The organism is Bacillus sp. FSL K6-0069 (genome assembly GCF_038007785.1).
GTDB lineage: Bacteria > Bacillota > Bacilli > Bacillales > Bacillaceae_G > Bacillus_A > Bacillus_A mobilis.
Genome location: NZ_JBBOXN010000001.1, coordinates 2,357,545 through 2,377,410, shown reverse-complemented (window position 1 = coordinate 2,377,410; position 19,866 = coordinate 2,357,545). Strand labels below are relative to the sequence as shown.

The 19,866-nt window shown below is 31.8% G+C and carries 18 protein-coding genes; 2 read left to right on the top strand and 16 right to left on the bottom strand.

Features of this window, described 5'->3' with window-relative positions; translation table 11 throughout:
- Positions 1–266: 266 nt before the first annotated feature.
- The 4 genes from MHB74_RS12125 to MHB74_RS12110 form a co-directional block, all read right to left on the bottom strand.
- Positions 267–887 (bottom strand): SGNH/GDSL hydrolase family protein, encoded by a 621-nt coding sequence (locus tag MHB74_RS12125; protein ID WP_081110445.1) that lies wholly within the window; start codon positions 885–887, stop codon positions 267–269.
- Between the two features lie 175 nt (positions 888–1,062).
- Complete coding sequence (locus MHB74_RS12120; RefSeq protein ID WP_061680424.1) at positions 1,063–2,211, bottom strand: acyltransferase family protein; 1,149 nt, start codon at positions 2,209–2,211, stop codon at positions 1,063–1,065.
- Positions 2,212–2,728: 517 nt separating this feature from the next.
- Complete coding sequence (locus tag MHB74_RS12115; RefSeq protein WP_061680425.1) at positions 2,729–4,042, bottom strand: D-alanyl-D-alanine carboxypeptidase family protein; 1,314 nt, start codon at positions 4,040–4,042, stop codon at positions 2,729–2,731.
- A gap of 473 nt (positions 4,043–4,515) precedes the next feature.
- On the bottom strand, positions 4,516–5,175 hold the full coding sequence (locus tag MHB74_RS12110) for a CatB-related O-acetyltransferase (protein ID WP_061680426.1): 660 nt from the start codon (positions 5,173–5,175) through the stop codon (positions 4,516–4,518).
- 454 nt (positions 5,176–5,629) lie between these two features.
- On the opposite strand from MHB74_RS12110, the gene MHB74_RS12105 reads away from it, so the two are divergent.
- A complete protein-coding gene (locus MHB74_RS12105; protein WP_061680427.1) occupies positions 5,630–6,100 on the top strand; it encodes a DUF5065 family protein in 471 nt (156 codons plus the stop codon).
- A 550-nt stretch (positions 6,101–6,650) separates the two neighbouring features.
- Here MHB74_RS12105 and pepD read toward each other — a convergent pair.
- The 6 genes from pepD to MHB74_RS12075 all read right to left on the bottom strand — a co-directional run bounded on the left by pepD (position 6,651) and on the right by MHB74_RS12075 (position 11,060).
- Positions 6,651–8,120, bottom strand: a complete 1,470-nt coding sequence (gene pepD / locus MHB74_RS12100; protein WP_061676392.1) for a beta-Ala-His dipeptidase — start codon at positions 8,118–8,120, stop codon at positions 6,651–6,653.
- 141 nt (positions 8,121–8,261) lie between these two features.
- On the bottom strand, positions 8,262–8,438 hold the full coding sequence (spoIISB, locus tag MHB74_RS12095; RefSeq protein WP_000852619.1) for a stage II sporulation protein SB: 177 nt from the start codon (positions 8,436–8,438) through the stop codon (positions 8,262–8,264).
- 75 nt (positions 8,439–8,513) lie between these two features.
- On the bottom strand, positions 8,514–8,639 hold the full coding sequence (locus tag MHB74_RS12090) for a hypothetical protein (RefSeq protein WP_000588712.1): 126 nt from the start codon (positions 8,637–8,639) through the stop codon (positions 8,514–8,516).
- 107 nt (positions 8,640–8,746) lie between these two features.
- Positions 8,747–9,484: a type II toxin-antitoxin system SpoIISA family toxin gene (locus MHB74_RS12085; protein WP_132132214.1), complete on the bottom strand. Its 738-nt coding sequence runs from the start codon at positions 9,482–9,484 to the stop codon at positions 8,747–8,749.
- A 188-nt stretch (positions 9,485–9,672) separates the two neighbouring features.
- Positions 9,673–10,410, bottom strand: coding sequence for a 2,3-diphosphoglycerate-dependent phosphoglycerate mutase (gpmA, locus tag MHB74_RS12080; RefSeq protein WP_061680167.1), 738 nt, complete (start codon positions 10,408–10,410; stop codon positions 9,673–9,675).
- A gap of 167 nt (positions 10,411–10,577) precedes the next feature.
- On the bottom strand, positions 10,578–11,060 hold the full coding sequence (locus tag MHB74_RS12075) for a MarR family winged helix-turn-helix transcriptional regulator (protein WP_061680168.1): 483 nt from the start codon (positions 11,058–11,060) through the stop codon (positions 10,578–10,580).
- 103 nt (positions 11,061–11,163) lie between these two features.
- Between MHB74_RS12075 and MHB74_RS12070 the strand changes: the two genes are divergently transcribed.
- Entirely contained in the window at positions 11,164–12,849 is a 1,686-nt protein-coding gene (locus MHB74_RS12070; RefSeq protein WP_081110426.1) for an alpha-keto acid decarboxylase family protein, read from the top strand.
- Between the two features lie 176 nt (positions 12,850–13,025).
- On the opposite strand, the gene MHB74_RS12065 is transcribed toward MHB74_RS12070, so the two are convergent.
- From MHB74_RS12065 to MHB74_RS12040, 6 genes are all read right to left on the bottom strand, one after another.
- Positions 13,026–13,808: a class I SAM-dependent methyltransferase gene (locus MHB74_RS12065; RefSeq protein ID WP_061680170.1), complete on the bottom strand. Its 783-nt coding sequence runs from the start codon at positions 13,806–13,808 to the stop codon at positions 13,026–13,028.
- 331 nt (positions 13,809–14,139) lie between these two features.
- The gene (locus tag MHB74_RS12060) at positions 14,140–14,547 is read right to left on the bottom strand and encodes a VOC family protein (protein ID WP_061680171.1); all 408 of its coding nucleotides are present in this window, start codon (positions 14,545–14,547) and stop codon (positions 14,140–14,142) included.
- Between the two features lie 120 nt (positions 14,548–14,667).
- Positions 14,668–15,378, bottom strand: a complete 711-nt coding sequence (locus MHB74_RS12055; protein ID WP_061680172.1) for a class I SAM-dependent methyltransferase — start codon at positions 15,376–15,378, stop codon at positions 14,668–14,670.
- A 99-nt stretch (positions 15,379–15,477) separates the two neighbouring features.
- The gene (locus MHB74_RS12050; protein WP_061680173.1) at positions 15,478–16,239 is read right to left on the bottom strand and encodes an ABC transporter ATP-binding protein; all 762 of its coding nucleotides are present in this window, start codon (positions 16,237–16,239) and stop codon (positions 15,478–15,480) included.
- Positions 16,240–16,249: 10 nt separating this feature from the next.
- Positions 16,250–18,589 carry an ABC transporter permease gene (locus MHB74_RS12045; protein WP_061680174.1) on the bottom strand — a complete coding sequence of 780 codons (2,340 nt, stop codon included), beginning with the start codon at positions 18,587–18,589 and terminating at the stop codon, positions 16,250–16,252.
- A 6-nt stretch (positions 18,590–18,595) separates the two neighbouring features.
- Positions 18,596–19,846, bottom strand: a complete 1,251-nt coding sequence (locus MHB74_RS12040; protein WP_081110428.1) for an MFS transporter — start codon at positions 19,844–19,846, stop codon at positions 18,596–18,598.
- Positions 19,847–19,866: the final 20 nt, after the last annotated feature.

Sequence of the window (19,866 nt, the reverse complement as noted above, 5' to 3'; positions counted from 1 at the left end):
TTAAGATTCTTACAAACAAAAGTAGCGGATCTATTTAACACTATTATTTAAAATATCTTATTGTTTAGGTTCCCCGCTCTTATCCTTTTTGTAGATATTTAATACAAATAAGGACCCTTATTCTAAGGGTCCTTCAACAAAAAATAACAAAGTATATACAATATAAAAGAATTAATTAAAGTTTAATTTATAGACGCTGTATATCCTTCTATTTCGGATCAAAACCCCTGTGCTGTATGCGACTGGGGATTCATTCACTCTAAATCTTATTTAGAAGAGTCATGTACAGGTAAACTACTATGAATTAATTCAGCAACTTTTACATATCCTTTTGAGTTTGGATGAATTAAATCCGTAGACCAAAGCGAATTATCATTAACTAATGGATGATTCCAACAGTCAACATGATGAAGCTTATACTCTCTACTCAGTGAAAGTATAACTTCGTTAACCTCTAATAATTGTTCTTTTAACATTTGTTTTTTTTCAGAAGAAAATGGAAGCCGAACTGTAAAATCTGGAAGGTTTGCTATAATAATATCAGCATCTGTTTTACTTAATGTATCTATCATAAATTCCATATCGTTCTTATATTCTTGATGATTCCAACGTCCTTTTAAAACATCGTTTGCACCTGCAATTAGACTAACTAAATCTGGATTAAACGTTAATGCCTTTTCCAATTGCTGTGAGCGAATTTCTTTAGTTACTAACCCACGCTTTGCAAAATTAGCATATTCCATATCGTTTACACAAAGTTGAACAAAATGATCTACCCAGCTTTTTAATGCTATTCCCTCAACTTCATCCCCTATGCCCTCTGTAAAACTATCACCAATCGATACAAATCGCTTCCACATATGTAGTCCCCCTTTATTATTAACCATATCTATACTATACAATAGCTCACACCGTAATTGTTATTTCTAAGTAGTTTTCGATTTCAATTATATTCCACTTTATTTTATTTACATTTAGAATCCAAAATTGACCGATTCCTAAGTATACTTAGGAATCGGTCATATTCGTATATTTACTAATGAAATAAAATCTCTCTAGGAATTATACTTTTTTCAAAAAATTGGTTGTTCTTTGTTTTGCCCAGTTAATACATTTCTTTTCGATTAAATGATACGAAATTATAGAAAAAAGTAGTGTCATTGCAATGCACAAAGTAAGAAGGAAAAAGATAGGTATCTTTGTATACAAAAGTTTAAATAGTACCATCATGATTGGAAAATGACACAAATAGATACTGTATGAAATTTCTCCTAAATATACAAATACACTCTTATTTAAAAATGCTTTTACTTTTAGATTACTCATAACCATTATAATAAATATAATAACCCCCATTACGACACCCCAATCTTTTAATAAGAAAGTAGTATCATTACGGGAAAAACCATAAATTAAAATGGAATATAAATATAAAATAATCCCTAATGCAATAAGAAATCCTTTTTTAAATTTTTTCATATTCCTATATGAGTAAATAAGTTTTTCCTGATACTTAAAAAGTAACATTCCAACCATAAACATAGATGTAAAATGCAGTGTATCAGCATAACCATTATAAAATCCTTCAGCTTTCCCAATATGCAACATATTAAGAAAAACACTAATGAAAGAAAAGCTCAAAGCAAATAGTATCGTTTTCTTCCAATTCAGTTTATAAAAAAGAAGGAATAAAAAAGGAAACACAATAGATATACGCATTTCTTGAGCCAATGACCAAATAACTGGATTATAATTTTCCGTAAAAAAGTTATTAAGAAGCACAAAGTGGTTTAGAATATCTAATTTTGTTATAGACCCTTGCCACCTATCATAGAACCAATCCCGTAGTCCTACCACTTCATACGACGAAAATAAAATAAATAAAACAAAGGTAACGATTATCCAAAAATAATAAGGAATATAGATTCTTACAAATCTCTTAATTAAATATCCCCAATAATTTGTTTTTGAATGATAAAGTGCCACAGATAACACAAAACCACTTAGTACATAAAAAACGATAACAGCTTCCCCGCCCGCCCATAAAAACCTAAGCGGGGAAAATTTAATAGAATTAGGCAACGATGGTAGCATTAAACAAAAATGTCCAAATACCACAGTAAGTGCCGCTAACCCTCGTATAGAATCTAATTCTTTTATTCTCTTACTCATAAAATGTTCTCCTTGTAAATTGTAGATTTTGCTGTTCATAAAGGCCACTATACTAGTGTAGTGGGAGAATTGTACATAATGTCTATCTAGATCCCAGATATAAGCAGTTCAAAGTCAATCTATGCATCTGTTTTCTGGTCTCCATTTCCTTATATAAATAATTTAAAACAAAATATTTAATACAAAGAAAAGATTTTATTAAATTTTTATAAAATCTATTTACAGAAATAAGTACCGGATATTCATTTTTTATTGTCATTTGATGAAAAAATGGATGTTTTTTCATCATGTAACTTTATTAAACTAACTTTGTACTAGAATGCATTGAATCAAAACATACATAATAAACGCCATCCTTTCTGTATATTTCTCCAAAAAGAATAGCGTTTTTTGTTTTTATAGATACAAATTTATCTTAGCTTGATTACAATAAGAAAAATTCCGAAGAATCCAATTTGAAAATTAATACCATCTTCCATTCTAAACTATCTACATAAGAATTTATAAAACTTCGAAACTCTTTTTTCAGATTAATATTTAGTTTTATTCTATAAAATTAGCTTTTTACTATATCAACCGCACTATCCCACATATTGCTAAAAAAAGATCTGATGTTACGCATAAAACGTGTAAACCAATTTGCTTGTTCTATATCAGATTTTGTTACAAGGTCTACTTGTAATGATTTACCTAATAAGAACCCAGGATCTTTACTATCTTTAGGCGAGATAATCATTTTACTAATTGTTACACCTTTTTTAATAGGTGCTTCTTGTACTTCATTCAATACTTTAAATTCTTTTTTATATACGTCTTTGTTGCTCTTTGGTATTGGAAGTGAAACAGCTTGCTTCGTTTGAACGACTACATCTTTGTCTTTTGCATTTGCTACTCGCACTGTTTCATGCCCGTTTACTACTGAATCTTTTCCATTAACTTTCTTCACTTCAAAATTCGCAAATCCATAATCATATAATTTCTTCGTTTCATCAAAACGTGCTGCATGAGAGTTTGCTTTTATCACTACAGAGATTAGACGCATACCGTTTCTTTCTACTGTACCAGTGAAACAATCACCAGCTTCTGGGGTAGTTCCTGTTTTTAACCCATCTACACCTTCGTATTGCTTAATTAAACCTTTTAACATCCAGTTAAAGTTCGTCATATCAATTGGATACTTACCACCTTGTTGGAATGTTTTTTTAGGGATTTTTGCTGTATCTAATATTTTCGGAAAATCTTGAATAAGACGTTGTGCTAAAATCGCACAATCTCTTGCGGACATTTTATTTTTCCCATCCGGAGTTGTCCCTTCTGGATGATGTCCTTTCAAATCATGGTTTGTTAAACCTGTTGAGTTTACAAATTTATAATTTTTCATTCCAAACTCTTGTGACTTATCATTCATCATTTTTACGAAATTAACTTCTTTTCCAGCAATTTCTTCAGCTAAAGCAATTGTTGCACCGTTCGCAGAGTAAATTGCCATTGCCTCATATAACTCTTTTACTGTATAAGAGCCTCCATTTTCTAATGGAACGTTTGATAATGAGCGATCTTGCGAAATCTTATATGCATATTCAGAGATTTTAACTTTTTGATCCCATTTAAGTTTTCCTTTCTCCACCGCTTCATGAACTAAATATTCACTCATCATTTTTGTCATACTAGCAATTGCTAATGATTCATCTGCGTTTTTTTCATATAAAATTTTCCCGGAATTTGCTTCTACTAAAATTGCCGATCCTGCTTCTACGTCTATAGCAGAAACTGTTTCCGCTGTTGCTCTTCCAGATGTAACAACTATGCTACAAAATAGTGTAAGCACTGTTACTATTGCAATAAATCTCTTGCACAACATATCTTTCACTTCTGTTACCTCCAATATCTTTGTACTCAAAAAAACGTTATTACTGCATAATCCCTATAAAAAATAGACAGTTTTATCAAATTACATATAAGACGTTAGTATCGCTGTCATATAAACCCTCTTATCCCACACTATTAGGACACTGATACTTTGTATCCCCACACACGTCCCTATTTTTAATACCTTTGTATTTTTTAAAATGATTCATACTTTTATATTTTTTAGGATTACAATTAACAGACAACCTAAATAATACATTTGTTCCACATTTACAAAAATAAAACCAGTGTATCCCGATTAAATATCGAGACACACTGGTAGCCAAACATTCGTTTATTAGCTATCAAGGATTTTAATTATTTAATTCAGCTATTTGCTATACTCATACCTAAGATGAATTTTCCTTAGTCTAGACTATTAATTTTTTATGATAAAAAACTACATCCTATATAGAATGTAGTTTTTTCACAGACTTATCTATTTTTTACTTCCTTTTTATAAAAATCATATAATAGTTTAATAGATGAGCTAGATAATATAGGCATTGCCTTCTCAACTAATTCTCTATCCCAATCAAACCAACGCATCTCCATTAGCATATTCATTTCTGAATCAGTGAACCGCTTCTTTATTTCCTTAGCAGGATTTCCACCAACTATTGTATACGGCGGAACATCTTTACTTACGACAGATCCTGCTGCAACGATTGCACCTTCACCGATTGTAACGCCAGGCATTATTATAGCATTCATTCCAATCCAAGCATCACTTTTAATGACTGTATCACCCTTCGGTTCATATGAATGTTCAATTTGCTCAGCGAATGGATATACTGTAATCCATTCTGAGTGATGATTATGATTACCACCCATTAAAATGACTACTCCACTGGCAATACAAACATAATTCCCAATAATGAGTTTATCAAGATGCCATCCCATCTGTTCAATTGGATTGAAAAGCGCTCGGGACTTAGCATCCCCCCACAAATACCTTACACAGCCATCTTCAAAATTTTGATGACCATAGTAACCTGAATAATAGGAGTACTCTCCTACCTCAATGAGTGGATTTGTTACTATATCTTTTAAATACTTCGTTTCTGACCAATGATTATATAATGGATGTTTCATACCTTTATTCCTCGCTTCTAAGTATTGTAGATCTTTGTAATTCACTTAGAAGCTTAATACAACTGCTACATTTTTTAGCTTTCTCAAACGACGAATCATTATATTCAAGCCTTTCTTTTATAATAAAAAAATCATAACGTGATAAATTACATAAGTCAAATTGTAAAATTATGTACTAAAACTTAAAGTGTGAATTGAAATTTAAACATTAAAACAATCGAGTTTTCAAATAACAAATGCCAATTACATATGATAAAGATTTCTTTACTATACATCTAACTTCTTTCCTGTATTAGCCGTAACTTCCTCGATTTAGTTTTATTATTTATTGATTTGTCAGATAAATCGATAAATGTTAATATGATTATAGAAGATATTATCATCCATTAGATTTCACAGCTTGTTTTTCACAAAAAAGATTTCTGAATCCTTTATTAACTAGGAGGTTTAGAAGATGAAACTTTTAAAGAAATCAACAATTATTGGTGCATTGACTGTTGGAGGAGTTTTATTATCGAGTACATTTTATACAATCACACCTGTGTCTGCCCAATCGCAACTTACACAAAAAGTATCACCATTTTTAGATAATTGGCAGTGGCAAAACTATTTTTTATTACATCATAATGCAGATTTTATAGAAGAATTAGCAGTCGGTGACTTAAAACATGGAGATACATTCGATGTTACTATATATACTGGTGGTAAAGATACTGGTATTGTAAAAATATATCAATTGAGTGGAAATGAAAATGATGACATAAACTTGCATAGATATAAAACCATTTATGACTCAGGTTTAAAACATGATTATGGTAGATTTGTAACCCCTATTACTAAGGCTTATAATCCTGGAACATATGTAGCTGTTATGAAACTTGGAGACAATTATTATTATGGGGGCAGCTTTAAAATCTCAAAATAATATATATTTATCTCACCAGTAAACAAAAACTATTTTAAAAGCTTCTCTATCTTATATAAGATAGAGAAGCTTTTTGATTTTTCCCCCTTTTTAAGAATTAAAAAATCCTTACTTTCTTTATAAATTATAATTTTTATTCAATAATTGTTTCTACCTCTTTTAGTACCACAATTCAATATGCAATATTGCATATTTTATATGTTCACTCTTTAAAAATGCGATAATTTATTTATAAAAATATTTAAAATTAATATTGGAAGGAGAATACTTGGTCTCCTCTTATTTTCTTAATAGTTGTTGCAATTATCATTTCTATTCAAAAGGCTAAGAAACAATAATTTATTATTTGGAGGTGTAATAATGTCATTTGCAGCATGGGGTGCAATTTTTATGACTTTAATCGGAGCAATTTCTGGAGCAGCCTTTGGTACAATCTCCTCTAGAAATAAAAGTGAAAATTAAATACTAACGTAAAAATGAATTTCTAATACAACGCTATACAAAAAAGTAGCCTATAAAATTTTATAGGCTACTCTTCATTTTATGAATATTATTTAGCTAATTCTTTCGTACCCTTCATTACATCAACGAAGAATCCCCAGTTATTCACAACAGAAGAAATACTAATATGCTCATCTGGAGTGTGAACATTAAATATATCTGGACCGAATGATATTGCATCTAATTCAGGCATTTTTTGAACGAATGCACTACATTCAATACCTGCATGCACTGCAAAGATTTCAATCTCTTTATTGTATTTTTCTTGATGCACTTTTTCAAACAAATTACGAATTTGTGAATTCGGATTGTATGGCCATTCTGGATACTCTGACTCTATTTCAAATGTTGCACCAACTAACTCGGCGATACATTTAATTTCATCTGCAACGTGTTGTTTTAAACTACTTACAGAACTTCTCACTTCGTTACGTAATTTAATTTCATCTTGCAACGTTTCAATAACGCCTAAATTTGTTGAACTTTCTACTAGACCTTTAATATCCAAGCTCATACTTTGGATGCCGTTTGGAATTAAGAATAAAGATGCAATAAGTTGCTTTTGTGTCTCTTTAGCAAATACTTTTTCTACTTTCTCATCCAATTTTGTAAGTGTAACATGAACATCTGGATCAACAGCACGCATTTCTTCTTGTAATACTCTAGTCCAAGATACTAGTTTTTCTTCTACTTTCTCTAAATCTTCTGTACGTAATACAATTGTAGCTACACTTTCACGCGGAATTGCATTTGTTTTTAATCCGCCGTGAACTTCACTTATGTCAAATTGAATATTTACTGATAAATCGCGTAATACTCGTCCTAATACTTTATTCGCGTTACCACGTTGTTTATCAATTTCCATACCAGAATGTCCGCCTTTTAAACCACCAACATATAGACGGTATGCATCTGTATCCGCTGGCGCTTCATCCCATATTACTGGAATTGTTTCAACAGCTTTCGCACCACCAGCGCTACTTACAAGTAATTTATGATCTTCTTCAGAATCAATATTAATAAAAATCTTACCATCAAAGTGATTTGCCTCAACAGCGAAAGCCCCGCCCATTGTTGTTTCTTCTTCAGTAGTAATAACTACTTCAAGTGCTGGATGCGGAATGTCTTTTGAATCTAATAAAGCCATTGCATACGCAACTGCAATACCATTATCAGCACCTAAAGTTGTTTGATTTGCATATAACATGTCCCCAATGATGCGTAATTCAATTGGATCTTTTTCAAAATCATGTACGGTTGCTTGATTTTTTTCACATACCATATCCATATGACCTTGAATGATTATAGCTGGTACATTTTCATAACCAGTAGTTGCTTCTTTTTTAATAATGACATTTAATGCTTCATCTTGAATCACTTCTAAGTTACGCTCTTTTGCAAAACCAACTAAATAATCACTAATATCCTTTTCATTACCCGATCCTCTAGGAATCTTTGAAATTTCTGCAAAATGATAAAATACAGGGTGCTTTGTTAATTGTTCTAAAGTAGAATACATTTTTAAGCTCCTCTCAAAATGACAAAATAATATGTAAGTCTTTTATCATTATACCATGATTCTTTATTTTCCCTTTCTATTTCATACTTTATAATCCACTTGTTAAATATTTAATCGTATAAAAAAACGAAAGAAAATGCACTATGCATTTTCTTTCGTTTTTTTTGCTCTCATATATTTTGAAGTACCATTATTCATTAATTTCTCTAAACGATTTATATTTTCCGTTAACGCACCTTTCACAAGAGAGAAATCTGTATTTGGTTCTTCTTTTTTTTCTTTAAAAAATGAAGACTTTTGTACATTTACTTCAGCCATCTCTTCTCCCCCTTTTCAAAAAGATACAACCTTCTATTTATATTGTATCGCAAATGTACGCAGCATGTACAAGTATCATTTTCTTTTTAATTCTTCTTCTAACTCTTCTACTTGCTGTAATGTATCTCCTTTTATCAACGAGAAATCTGTTGTATCTTCATTATCTTCTTTAAAAAAATCATTGTCATAATCTTTTATCACTACAATCACCTCTACGTGCTAGTGTAGGAATGATTGTCCGATTTTATTCAACTTTAGCCGATTTATTCCGAATTTATGTATAAAAGAGTAGGACAGAAAGTTCTGTCCTACTTACTAAAATAACTATGATGTATTGTTAAATTATATACATTTTCAAAATCTCGATCTTGCAGGTTATTTTTCTTCCCATCAATAACAATGAAAACATCACTTACAATTTTTGCTGGTATAATTCCGACATTTTCTACTTGCACTGCTTTCTGCTCATTCAATTGCTCAATGTGTTCAAACGGAACGATAATACTAAATTGAGAACGGATACCGCGAAAGTTTGTATTCAATTCCTTTGCCGCTTCAAATACAACAATTTTCGCTCCAATCTTTTCTCCATACGAATCTAAAAATACGTTTAAGCTTTTTGTATATTCTTCTTCCGTATGCCATTCCATCGTACCGAACACTGTTGGATTGACATTTTGAATTATTGTTGTATATATTTCTCCTCTTGCTTTAGAAGCAATTAATGACCGTTTTATCGATTGAACAGTCTTGCCGATATCGCTAAATTTCGCTCCCCATATTTCTGAAATATTAGGTGTTAAAATAAATGCAATATCAACGAAAATAACCATTGCAGTGAACATTAAAAGATTTTTCCAGAGGGTTAAATCAATTCCTTTTATCATGAAATACACGGTGACTGATATTATAAACAACCCATACCAAGTCTTTCTAATACGTTGCTTTTTCTCCTCATACAACTCTTCATTTCTCCAGTAAAAGAAAACAAGAACGAGAAAAACGATTGCTAAAATAAATAAGCCGATTCGAATGTTAGAGATCACCAATGACATCACCCTCCATTCAAAAACTACTCACGATATCATTACATGCACAAGCAGCTCTCTTTATGACAAAAGACGTGGACAAGCTTCTAAATTTAGCAATATCGCATATACATTAGAAGGTACCACGTCTTTTATCATGAATCTACATTGTATATGTAGACAAGCATGCGTTTCAAATTTTCATGTTAAAAAGAAATATGTTTCGGAATTTCTCCTTCAGGTACTTCTCCATCCATACTTAAGTAATAATGACGAATTGGACGTAAATCTTCGTCTAATTCATACACAAGCGGAATGCTCGTTGGAATATTTAATGAAACAACACCATCACTTGAAAGGTTATCTAAGAATTTCACTAGCGAACGAATCGTATTACCGTGCGATGAAATAATTACCTTTTCTCCATTTTTTAATGACGGCGCAATTTCTGAATGCCAATAATCAAGTACTCTTTTCTCCGTATCCACTAAACATTCTGTTAATGGAAACTCACCTTTTTTAAGTGCTTTATATCTTGGATCATTCATTTCATATCTAGGATCATCCTCAGTAAGAGCAGGTGGTCTTACATCAATACTTCTTCTCCAAATATGAACTTGCTCCTCACCATATTTTTTCGCAGTTTCATCTTTATTCAATCCTTGTAGTGCTCCATAATGTCTTTCGTTTAATTTCCACGATTTATGTATAGGCACCCAAGTAAGATCCATCTCATGCAGAACTATCCACAGCGTCCGAATTGCTCGTTTTAATACCGATGTATAAGCAACGTCAAAAGTATATCCATTTTTCTTTAATATCGCTCCTGCTTCTCTCGCTTCACTTAACCCATTTTCTGATAAATCTACATCTGTCCATCCTGTAAATCGATTTTCAAGATTCCATAAACTTTGTCCGTGACGAATAAGTACAAGTTTTATCATAATAATTCCCCTCTCGGAAATGTGAATTTTATTGTTCCATTGCGTACACGTATAAAGTATCTAGTAATGTATCTTTTTATCCATTCACTCTATGATCAAACCATAGTTGCCAAATGTATGGATAAAATTTGTTCTTTTTCAAACTATAAAAACAGATATATTTCTTATTATTTTTGATCGATTACAACTTCTCGTTTTGATATCCAAGCATCAAAACCTGATCGACTATTTGCCATTTCATTCATAACTTGATGCCAATTTTCTTCACACGATTCACCAAATTTTGAAAAAATAGCACTCATTTGTTCTCTTTGAACATCGCTCAGTTTTTTCTCTAAATCTACACCTATTTCTGTTAAAGATAACTGTTTCACACGGCGATCATGTGTAGCTTCATTACTCTCAATTAAACCCTTTTCCACAAGTTGTCGTAATGGTCCGTGAAGAGCTTGTTTACTTATTTCTAGCATTGATAATAACTCATTTACACTTATCCCTGGAAATCGTGCGATAAAAAATAAAATTCGATGATGTACTCGTTGTATGCCATACTCTTTTATAATTTCATCTGGCTTTTCAGTAAATGTTTTATATGCAAAGTAAAATAATGCTAATGCTTCATTCATCTGTTCTTCTTTATGTTGTGTCATCTACTTTCCCCCTGTATGTAAATTATACCACAATCCAGTAATCAATATTTTAATGAACGCATTGGAACTTAGTCTATTGAAATATTCATTGCAAAATTAGGAGATGATTCACTTGAAAACGCAATATACTGTAAGTACATATTTACTAGACCGACTAAGCGAATTAGGAATTGAACATATTTTTGGTGTCCCTGGTGATTATAATTTGGCTTTTTTAGATGATGTACTAGCACATGAAAAGCTAAAGTGGATTGGTAATTGTAATGAATTGAATGCGGCATATGCTGCAGATGGATACGCTCGTATAAAAGGAATCGCCGCTCTTATTACCACTTTCGGTGTTGGAGAATTAAGCGCACTTAACGGCGTTGCTGGGTCATACGCAGAAAACGTACCAGTTATAAAAATAACTGGTACGCCAACAACTAAAGTAATGGAAAATGGAGCACTCGTTCATCATACGTTAGGTGATGGAAAGTTCGATCATTTTTCCAATATGTATCGAGAAATCACGGTGGCACAAGCAAAATTAACACCTGAGCATGCTGTTGAAGAAATTGACCGTGTGTTACGTGCATGTTGGATTGAGAAACGCCCTGTTCATATTCAATTACCGATTGATGTGTATAATAAACCAATCAATAAACCTACGGAACCAATTTTACATAAACCAGTTGTAAGTAATAAAGATGCGCTAGATAAAATGCTTCTACATGCAACTTCAAAAATAAACAGTGCCAAAAAACCTGTTATTTTAGCTGATTTTGAAGTGGCTCGTTTTCATGCGGAAGAATATTTGCATCAATTCGTAGAAAAAACTGGATTTCTTATCGCAACGTTAAGTATGGGGAAAGGAGTCTTCCCTGAAAAACACCCTCAATTTATAGGAGTTTATACTGGTGATGTTAGTTCTCCATACTTACGAAAAAGAATTGATGAATCTGACTGTATTATTAGTATTGGCGTGAAATTAACTGATACTATTACTGGCGGCTTTACACAAGGCTTTACGAAAGAGCAAGTAATAGAAATCCATCCCTATACTGTGAAAATTACAGATAAAACATATGGGCCCGTTGTAATGAAAGATGTTTTAGAACAGTTAAGTGATTTAATCGAATATCGCAGAGAGGAAACACTTGAAATTAAGTCATTTATTTCAGAATCACTATCGATTACTGAAGAGTTTAATCCAAAAGCACAAATGGTTACACAAAAACGTTTTTGGCAACAAATATACCATTTCTTACAAGAAAACGATGTTTTAATTGCAGAGCAAGGAACACCTTTCTTCGGTAGTGCTACTATCCCTTTACCAAGCAACACTACATATGTAGCGCAACCTTTATGGGGATCGATTGGTTATACATTACCTGCTCTACTCGGTACACAGCTCGCTGATTTATCGCGGCGTAACATTTTAATTATTGGTGATGGTTCTTTCCAAGTAACTGTTCAAGAGTTATCGACTATACTTCGTCAAAATTTAAAACCGATTATATTTTTAATTAATAACAATGGATACACCGTTGAACGTGCAATTCACGGCCAAAACGAACCGTATAATGACATACAAATGTGGGATTACACAAAACTCGCAAACGTATTCGGATCAGAAGAAAAAAGTCTACCTTGTAAAGTGGAAAATGAAATAGAGTTAGCAGAAGTCTTAACGAATATAACTTTAAATAAGAATCAACTTATCTTTATTGAAGTTGTAATGAGTCAAGGAGATCAGCCTGAATTGTTAGCTAAACTCGGTGAAAGATTCGGCAAGCAAAATTCTTAATAAGAAAAGCGTAACCATAAATAATAACAAGTTCAACTAAAAGATATCAAACTTGTTTATATACTCAAAATACACAAGAAAAAGGATGGCAAGTGCCATCCTTTTTGACATACATTAAACTTCCCCTATTTTTAAAGCCATTCTTCAATTAACCCCAGTTTAACAGGAAAAAGTTTTTAATCCATCTTTATCTTTATAGCTTTTGTAGCGATAAAAGTTTTAATATGATTATCTAATATTCTAGTTCCACCAAAATCATCCTCATAAAAACCAGTTATAACTAAACCAGCTTCAATTTGACCTTGAATTTGGTCTTCAAGAGTATGTGCATATTCTATTGTTTGATTAGAATTTACATAATCTTGAACTTCATCCTCTGGTAAATAATCTAGTGTTGATGATGGTATTGAATGTTTAACATCAAGTATACCTTGTTGCTCTTGATTGTCATCAAAAATCCATAGTAATGGATTTGTAAATCCTGAAATAAGAATACCTCTATCCTTTAGTACCCTTGATACCTCATTCCATACTAGATGAACATCTTTTACAAACAAATTAGAAACAGGATTTACGACAATATCAAAATATTCATCTTCAAAATCACTAAGGTCTGACATATCTCCTTGCACTGTATTTAAAGTTAAACCATCCCGTTCCGCTACCTTTTTATCTTGTTCCAACTGCTTTTTTGATATATCCGTAACTGTTACATCTGCTCCAGCAGCAGCTAGTACTGGTGCTTGTTGCCCTCCACCTGATGCTAAGCACAGTATTTTTAATCCCTCTAATGACTTTGGAAACCAATCTCTAGGAACAGATTTTTCTGTGGTGACTGTGATTTCCCATTCACCTAATTTGCTTTTTTCAATAACCTCGCTACTCACTGGTTGCGTATATCTAGAACCTTCTTCAACTTTTTTATCCCATGCATTACTGTTTTGTTGGATTGTATCCATTATAACTATTCCCCCCAGCTATCTTGTTACATTTTAAGTGTAAGATCATTTACTATTTGTGCTTCCCTTTTTCTATTAACCTAACCAATAATTAATACATATTTTTCTATATTTATATTAATAGATAAAAAGTAGCAAGAAAAATAAAATATTCTAAATAGAAACAAAATTATACATTCATTTAAATCCATCATAGAATTGATGAATATTAAACAAATCACTTTACATATAAAAAGGCATTCCAAACCTGTTGATGATTGGAATACCTTTTATGTATTATTTGAATTTTCAACTTCTTAATTAAACTCATTAAACAAATAAATTACATTTTTTATTCCGCAAGCGTTAACTGCCAAGACACACCATACTTATCATTTAACCAGCCAAACTTTTTACTAAATGGATAAGAACCTAAAGGCATTAATACAGATCCATCCTGCGCTAGCTCATGAAAGACCGTTTCAATTTCTTCTTCTGTCTCACAAGTTACATAAAGAGACATAGATGGTGTAAATGTAAAACCATGCTTTACATAACTATCAATGCACATGAATTCTTGACCATTTAACGTAAACGTTGCATGAATAACAGAACCCTCTTTACCAGGTCCATTTTCATCGTAACGAGAGATACTTACAATTTCTGATTGATCGAATAGCGATGTGTAAAAATTCATCGCCTCTTCAGCTTTACCTTCAAACATTAGAAACGTCGTAATTTTTTGATTTGTAGAACTCATATTGAGACAGCCCCTTGTTATGTATTTATGTAAAACATACATCGGCTAGCAAAAACCGAACGTACATTCCTGTAAATATATTGTCTATAAAAACGATACGTTTGTCAATTATCTACTTTCTTATTTCTTCTTAAATAATGCTGTCCAAAGAAATGATTCTCCAAACATAGTATTTGGTTGTTTAATTTGCCTCATCTTTCGAATTTCAATTACTTCAAATTCTTTAAATATCTCTCTCAGTTTTTCTTCAGAATATGCAAGACCACCTTGTAGACTCCACCCTCTATATACATCCCAATCCGTTATTTCCGATCCATTTCTCTCATCTAAATCGCCTGCTGCAAAACATGTTAATCCAAAATACCCACCCGGTTTCAATGAGTTTTTAATTAAATTCACATAACTTATTCTTCTATGTGGTGGAATATGATGTAAACAGCCCGAATCGTACACAAAATCAAAATCATTTTGAACCTCTAAATTAAAAATCGAATCGCAAATAAAATCAATTTCTACTCCTTTTGCTAATGTTCTCTCTTTCGCCCAATTAATGCCTTCTATAGATAAATCCACTGCTGTTACTTCAAATCCTTCATTCGCCAAATAAATTGCATTTCTTCCTGGACCACATCCAAGCTCCAACACTCTCCCTTTGGAAACCCATCCTGTTTTTATATATGAAACTAGATTTTCATCTGGAACATTTTCAAAAAACGGAACATCCTTTTCTCTATTCTCATAAAATTCATTCCAAAATGGTTCTGCTGGTCTTAATAATGAATCAAGCATTTTAATAATATCTTCTTGCGTGTGCAACGTTTCATTTTTCATTTGTACCCCTCCAAATTTCAATAATCAGAAAATTATTATATATCTTTTAAAGCTTTCAGACAAAGAAAAACTCCTACATTCAATAGGAGTTTTTTTTCTTTAAAATCCAAGTATAGCTAACCATTTTAACAACTTCTCTTCTCGTACTTTTAAATCATCGTTCCTAAGCTTACCTAACTGTATTTCACTAACAATTTCTCCGTCCGCCATAAAAAGAACTCTTTCTGTTTTCGCTGCTACTTTTACATCATGAGTCACTAACATAATGGTCGTTCCATCACCGTTAATGTTTAATAATATTTGCATTACCTCTTTTGTTGATTTTAAATTTAGAGCACCAGTTGGCTCATCAGCAAAAATAACATTTGGTTTATTGATAAGCGCTCTACAAATAGAAACTCTTTGTAATTGCCCTCCAGATGCTTCGGTTATATAATGAGACGCTATATCCCTTATCCCCATTTTCCTCATTAGCTCCAGAGCACGTTGATTTACTGTTTCCTTACTCTCACATTTCGCTACATATGCTGACAAGATGATATTATCAAATAGATTCAAGTTTCTAAGAAGGTTGCTCTGTTGAAAAATAAATCCTATTTCAGTAAGGCGCAATTTGGCTAGCTCTTCTTCTTTCATACATGATATTTCTTTACTATCAATTTTCACACTTCCTGATGACATTTGATCCATTCCACTAATATTATATAGTAACGTTGATTTCCCAGAACCAGAAGGGCCCATGACCGATACAAATTCTCCTTCATAAATCTCTAAATCTATATTTTTTAGCACATGATAATTTGCATTTCCATCTAATGAATATGTTTTGTTTAATTGCTTTACTTCTAAAATTTTCTTCACGTTACACCCCCTACTCCCCATTTCGTTTTAAATCGTCTGTTTGTTTCATAGTAAAACTACTGAAAAGTGTTGTTGCAGTAACAGATATAAATAAAATAGCTGGACATATTACATAAGAAACGATAGGATTTACAACAAACTTTATATGAGCTGCTCCCATAAATGAGCCTAACCAACTTACTAACATTTCCCCAAACGTAGCAGCTAGTAATGTCCCTGTTAGAATACCTATTAATACAATGACAATAGAACGGGTTATATACTGTATTCGAATATCTTTGTAAGAAAAGCCGATATTTTTCATAATTAATATTTGCGAAGAATCTTTAGCTAATAACATTTTAAAAAACATCGCAGTAATTAAAACTGATATCAATATGGCAATTAACATTGCCACTTGAGTCACGAATCTTAATTGTTTAATTGTCTCTCCTAAAGTTTGCGTTAAATAATCATCTGTATCTGTTATTTTTGCAGAACTAAAATTATGTTTATACTCCTTCACTTTTTCTTGTAAATTCATAGTAGGCTTTATATCTACATTTACTACATACCATAATATATTTTCGCTATTATAAGAGAAGCTCGCTTTAGCTGTTTTTCCGCCATTTGTTACATCTTGATATATCCCACTAATAGTTAGTGCTCTTTCTTTTCCTTCTACAAATAAAACAATTTCATCCCCTACATTCTTTTTTAATTCATTTGCGTTCATATAAGAAAGAGCAATTTCATCTTCATTTTTTGGTGCCATACCTTGAATATAGTCTAATGGGAATTTAGAGAAGTCTCCTACTTCTACATGTAAGTTTTCATGTGTCCCATCAGTATTCACCACTTTAAATGTACTCGTTACAAATGCTGCATACTTTTCAACTTCTTCATCGTTTCGTATATATGAAATTACTTCCTTAAATCGTTTCTCTATATTTTCAGATTGCTGTAAATCTATTCGAATATCACTTTTTCCTGTTCCCATATAATTTACAAACTTCGGTGACTGAATCGTATACAAAAAGTTAACAGGTACAACAATCATGAACACAGCAATGATTAAAACGATACTTAACACGCGATATAACTTAAATCGTTTTACTACATCTTGCATACCAATAAATATATTTACATTTGTAATTCTAGTTTGAGAGAGAGAAAAAGTCCTTTTTCCCTTCTTCTTTCCTAGATTATCTCTTGATCTTAAGGCATCTATTGCTGTAATTCTCCTAAAATTCCGCAAAATGAGACGACAGAAAAGGATAACGGCTAGAAATAACAAAGTTGTGACTATTAATGGGACAATAAAATGTAAAACACTTGTATTTGCTGTCCCCATATAAAGCGAGATATTAGAAGTAAATATTTTTGTAACAAATAACGAAAGAATATATCCACATATACATCCGCTAGCAGCAATAACAACATATTTTGTTACATATAGCTTTTGAATCTCTTTACTTGTTATGCCGATAGCCTTCATTACACCTATTTCCCGATAATCTTCTTCCATAGAAGTCATAATCGTAAATCTAATACATAAACTTGCGATTAACATTAATAATGCACTTATTATAATAAGCACTGCAGCTATTATTCCATCTGTTAATGAATTGAGAGTTTTAAAGAGTGAATACGTAATAGAGGGACCTTTTTGAGGTAAGTTCGATGACTGGTATAGAGTTTCAAATTCATTAATTTTATTTACATCTGTTAGCTGGAATTCAATAAGATATTCGCTTTCTCCAAAATTCCCCTTTATTCTTTCGAAGTCTTCATCGCTTATTACAAATCGTTTTGAACTAACGATTGATGGGTTCATTTGAACATCACGAACAAATGACGAAATAGTCAATTCTAGTTCATTATTATTTTTAACAACCCATATTTTATCTCCAATACGCAATTTGTATTTTTGCATATAATAAATTGGTACACCTATTTCCCCTGTTCTAACATCAATCACTTCATTATTTAAATTTAATAAAAAATCAAATTTACTATTTTGTTTAACGAAGCTAATGTCCATTACACTATTATGTTCCGCTTCATTTTTCTTCTTTATAAAAATGTTGGACCCAGCTATTTGAATCATCTCAGCCGTTTGTTGTTTTTCTACAAAAGGAGTTTTTGCTACAAATGAGTCGATTGACTTTTGATTTATTTCTCCGGCATGCATTTGTACGAAGTGCGGTGCGTTTGATACTTTAAACAATTGATCCATCGAGTTCAATAAATTTATAACGTTACTTGAAGCACTAGCCATTAATAGACTTGATAACATGATAAACATAAATAAAATGGTAATTATCATTTTATTTTGAGAGAAATCTCTTTTTAACATTCTCCTAATCATATTAAGCTAGTTCCCCTCATTCCATAATATTTTCTTCGTCACGATCGCTATTATTATCATTATGAAACTAATAGCTAATATAGGTAAATAAATTTTCATATTGAATTCTTCAAACATAAAACCATAAATAACTTGCCCAATTGGCGCCATACATTGAGATACCGCTGTTATAATTGCCATTACTTTTCCTAGATTTTCATTTGGTGTTTTCTTTTGGACTACAGTAATTATATAGATGGATACAATTGTCATGATCATTGCAATTAGAATAGAAGAAAGTATAAAGAGGATAAATGGTGGATAGTATCCTAAATTAAGAATAAATGGCGTAACTGATAGTGACATTGGTATTACTAATAAAGCTATTAAAAGCATCCAGTAATACAATGTTTTCATCTGTATCTTTTTCGCAAAAAAACCTATTGATAATGCACCTAAAATAGTAGCAAAATCGATCAATCCCATTCCAATTCCGTATATCATGTCGCTACTTTTCATTGTTACTCGTATAATAATTGGAGCACCAACTACAAATAGCGGTGTCAGTATTAAATTTAGTAATGCAGCTAAAAGCATAGATTTCAAAATAAATGGTTGTTTTAAAACGTATATAAAGCCATCTTTCATATCCTTTACAATTGTCGGTATGATATGGCTTTCTTGTGCTCTTTTTATAAAAGGTATTGTAATAAACATTTCTAAAATCGCAGATAAAAAGAAAGCAAGACAGCTTATTATTACGAGCATTTTCAAACCAATTATGCCGTACAATATTCCTCCTAATACAGGAGCAACTATGTTAGATAATGCTTGCACGCCATTTACGATACCGTTCGCTTGTTCTAACTTTTTCTCTGGAACTAATTGCGGAATACTCGCCATTACAACTGGTGAGTACATTGCACTAATGACAGCTAGTAAAAACATAATTGTCCCAATCAGTGTAATAGATACCGATCCAGTAAATAATAAAACTAAAAAGCTTAATACAATCGCAGTGTTTATAAAATCAAAAATGACCATTAAATTACGGCGATTGAAACGATCAGCTATCGCTCCGCCAAGAGGGGCTAACAAAAACGGAATACTCGTAACCGCGTATAATCCTGCGAATATATCAGCACGCCCTGTTATATCTAGCACATATAACGACAGAGCAAAACGTAAAAGTGTTGATCCTAAAATAGTAATAATTTGCCCACTCACCATTAAGTGAAAATCTTTCATAGAAGATCTTATACTTGCTGGCATCCTCATCACACCCTTCTTTTAATTTA

Excerpts from the sequence above, each read along its gene's own strand:
- MHB74_RS12125 (WP_081110445.1), bottom strand. The coding sequence starts at position 887 with ATGGTTAATAATAAAGGGGGACTACATATGTGGAAGCGATTTGTATCG.
- MHB74_RS12120 (WP_061680424.1), bottom strand. The coding sequence starts at position 2,211 with ATGAACAGCAAAATCTACAATTTACAAGGAGAACATTTTATGAGTAAG.
- MHB74_RS12110 (WP_061680426.1), bottom strand. The coding sequence starts at position 5,175 with ATGAAACATCCATTATATAATCATTGGTCAGAAACGAAGTATTTAAAA.
- MHB74_RS12105 (WP_061680427.1), top strand. The coding sequence starts at position 5,630 with ATGAAACTTTTAAAGAAATCAACAATTATTGGTGCATTGACTGTTGGA.
- pepD (WP_061676392.1), bottom strand. The coding sequence starts at position 8,120 with ATGTATTCTACTTTAGAACAATTAACAAAGCACCCTGTATTTTATCAT.
- spoIISB (WP_000852619.1), bottom strand. The coding sequence starts at position 8,438 with ATGGCTGAAGTAAATGTACAAAAGTCTTCATTTTTTAAAGAAAAAAAA.
- gpmA (WP_061680167.1), bottom strand. The coding sequence starts at position 10,410 with ATGATAAAACTTGTACTTATTCGTCACGGACAAAGTTTATGGAATCTT.
- MHB74_RS12075 (WP_061680168.1), bottom strand. The coding sequence starts at position 11,060 with ATGACACAACATAAAGAAGAACAGATGAATGAAGCATTAGCATTATTT.
- MHB74_RS12070 (WP_081110426.1), top strand. The coding sequence starts at position 11,164 with ATGATTCACTTGAAAACGCAATATACTGTAAGTACATATTTACTAGAC.
- MHB74_RS12065 (WP_061680170.1), bottom strand. The coding sequence starts at position 13,808 with ATGGATACAATCCAACAAAACAGTAATGCATGGGATAAAAAAGTTGAA.
- MHB74_RS12060 (WP_061680171.1), bottom strand. The coding sequence starts at position 14,547 with ATGAGTTCTACAAATCAAAAAATTACGACGTTTCTAATGTTTGAAGGT.
- MHB74_RS12055 (WP_061680172.1), bottom strand. The coding sequence starts at position 15,378 with ATGAAAAATGAAACGTTGCACACGCAAGAAGATATTATTAAAATGCTT.
- MHB74_RS12045 (WP_061680174.1), bottom strand. The coding sequence starts at position 18,589 with ATGATTAGGAGAATGTTAAAAAGAGATTTCTCTCAAAATAAAATGATA.
- MHB74_RS12040 (WP_081110428.1), bottom strand. The coding sequence starts at position 19,846 with ATGAGGATGCCAGCAAGTATAAGATCTTCTATGAAAGATTTTCACTTA.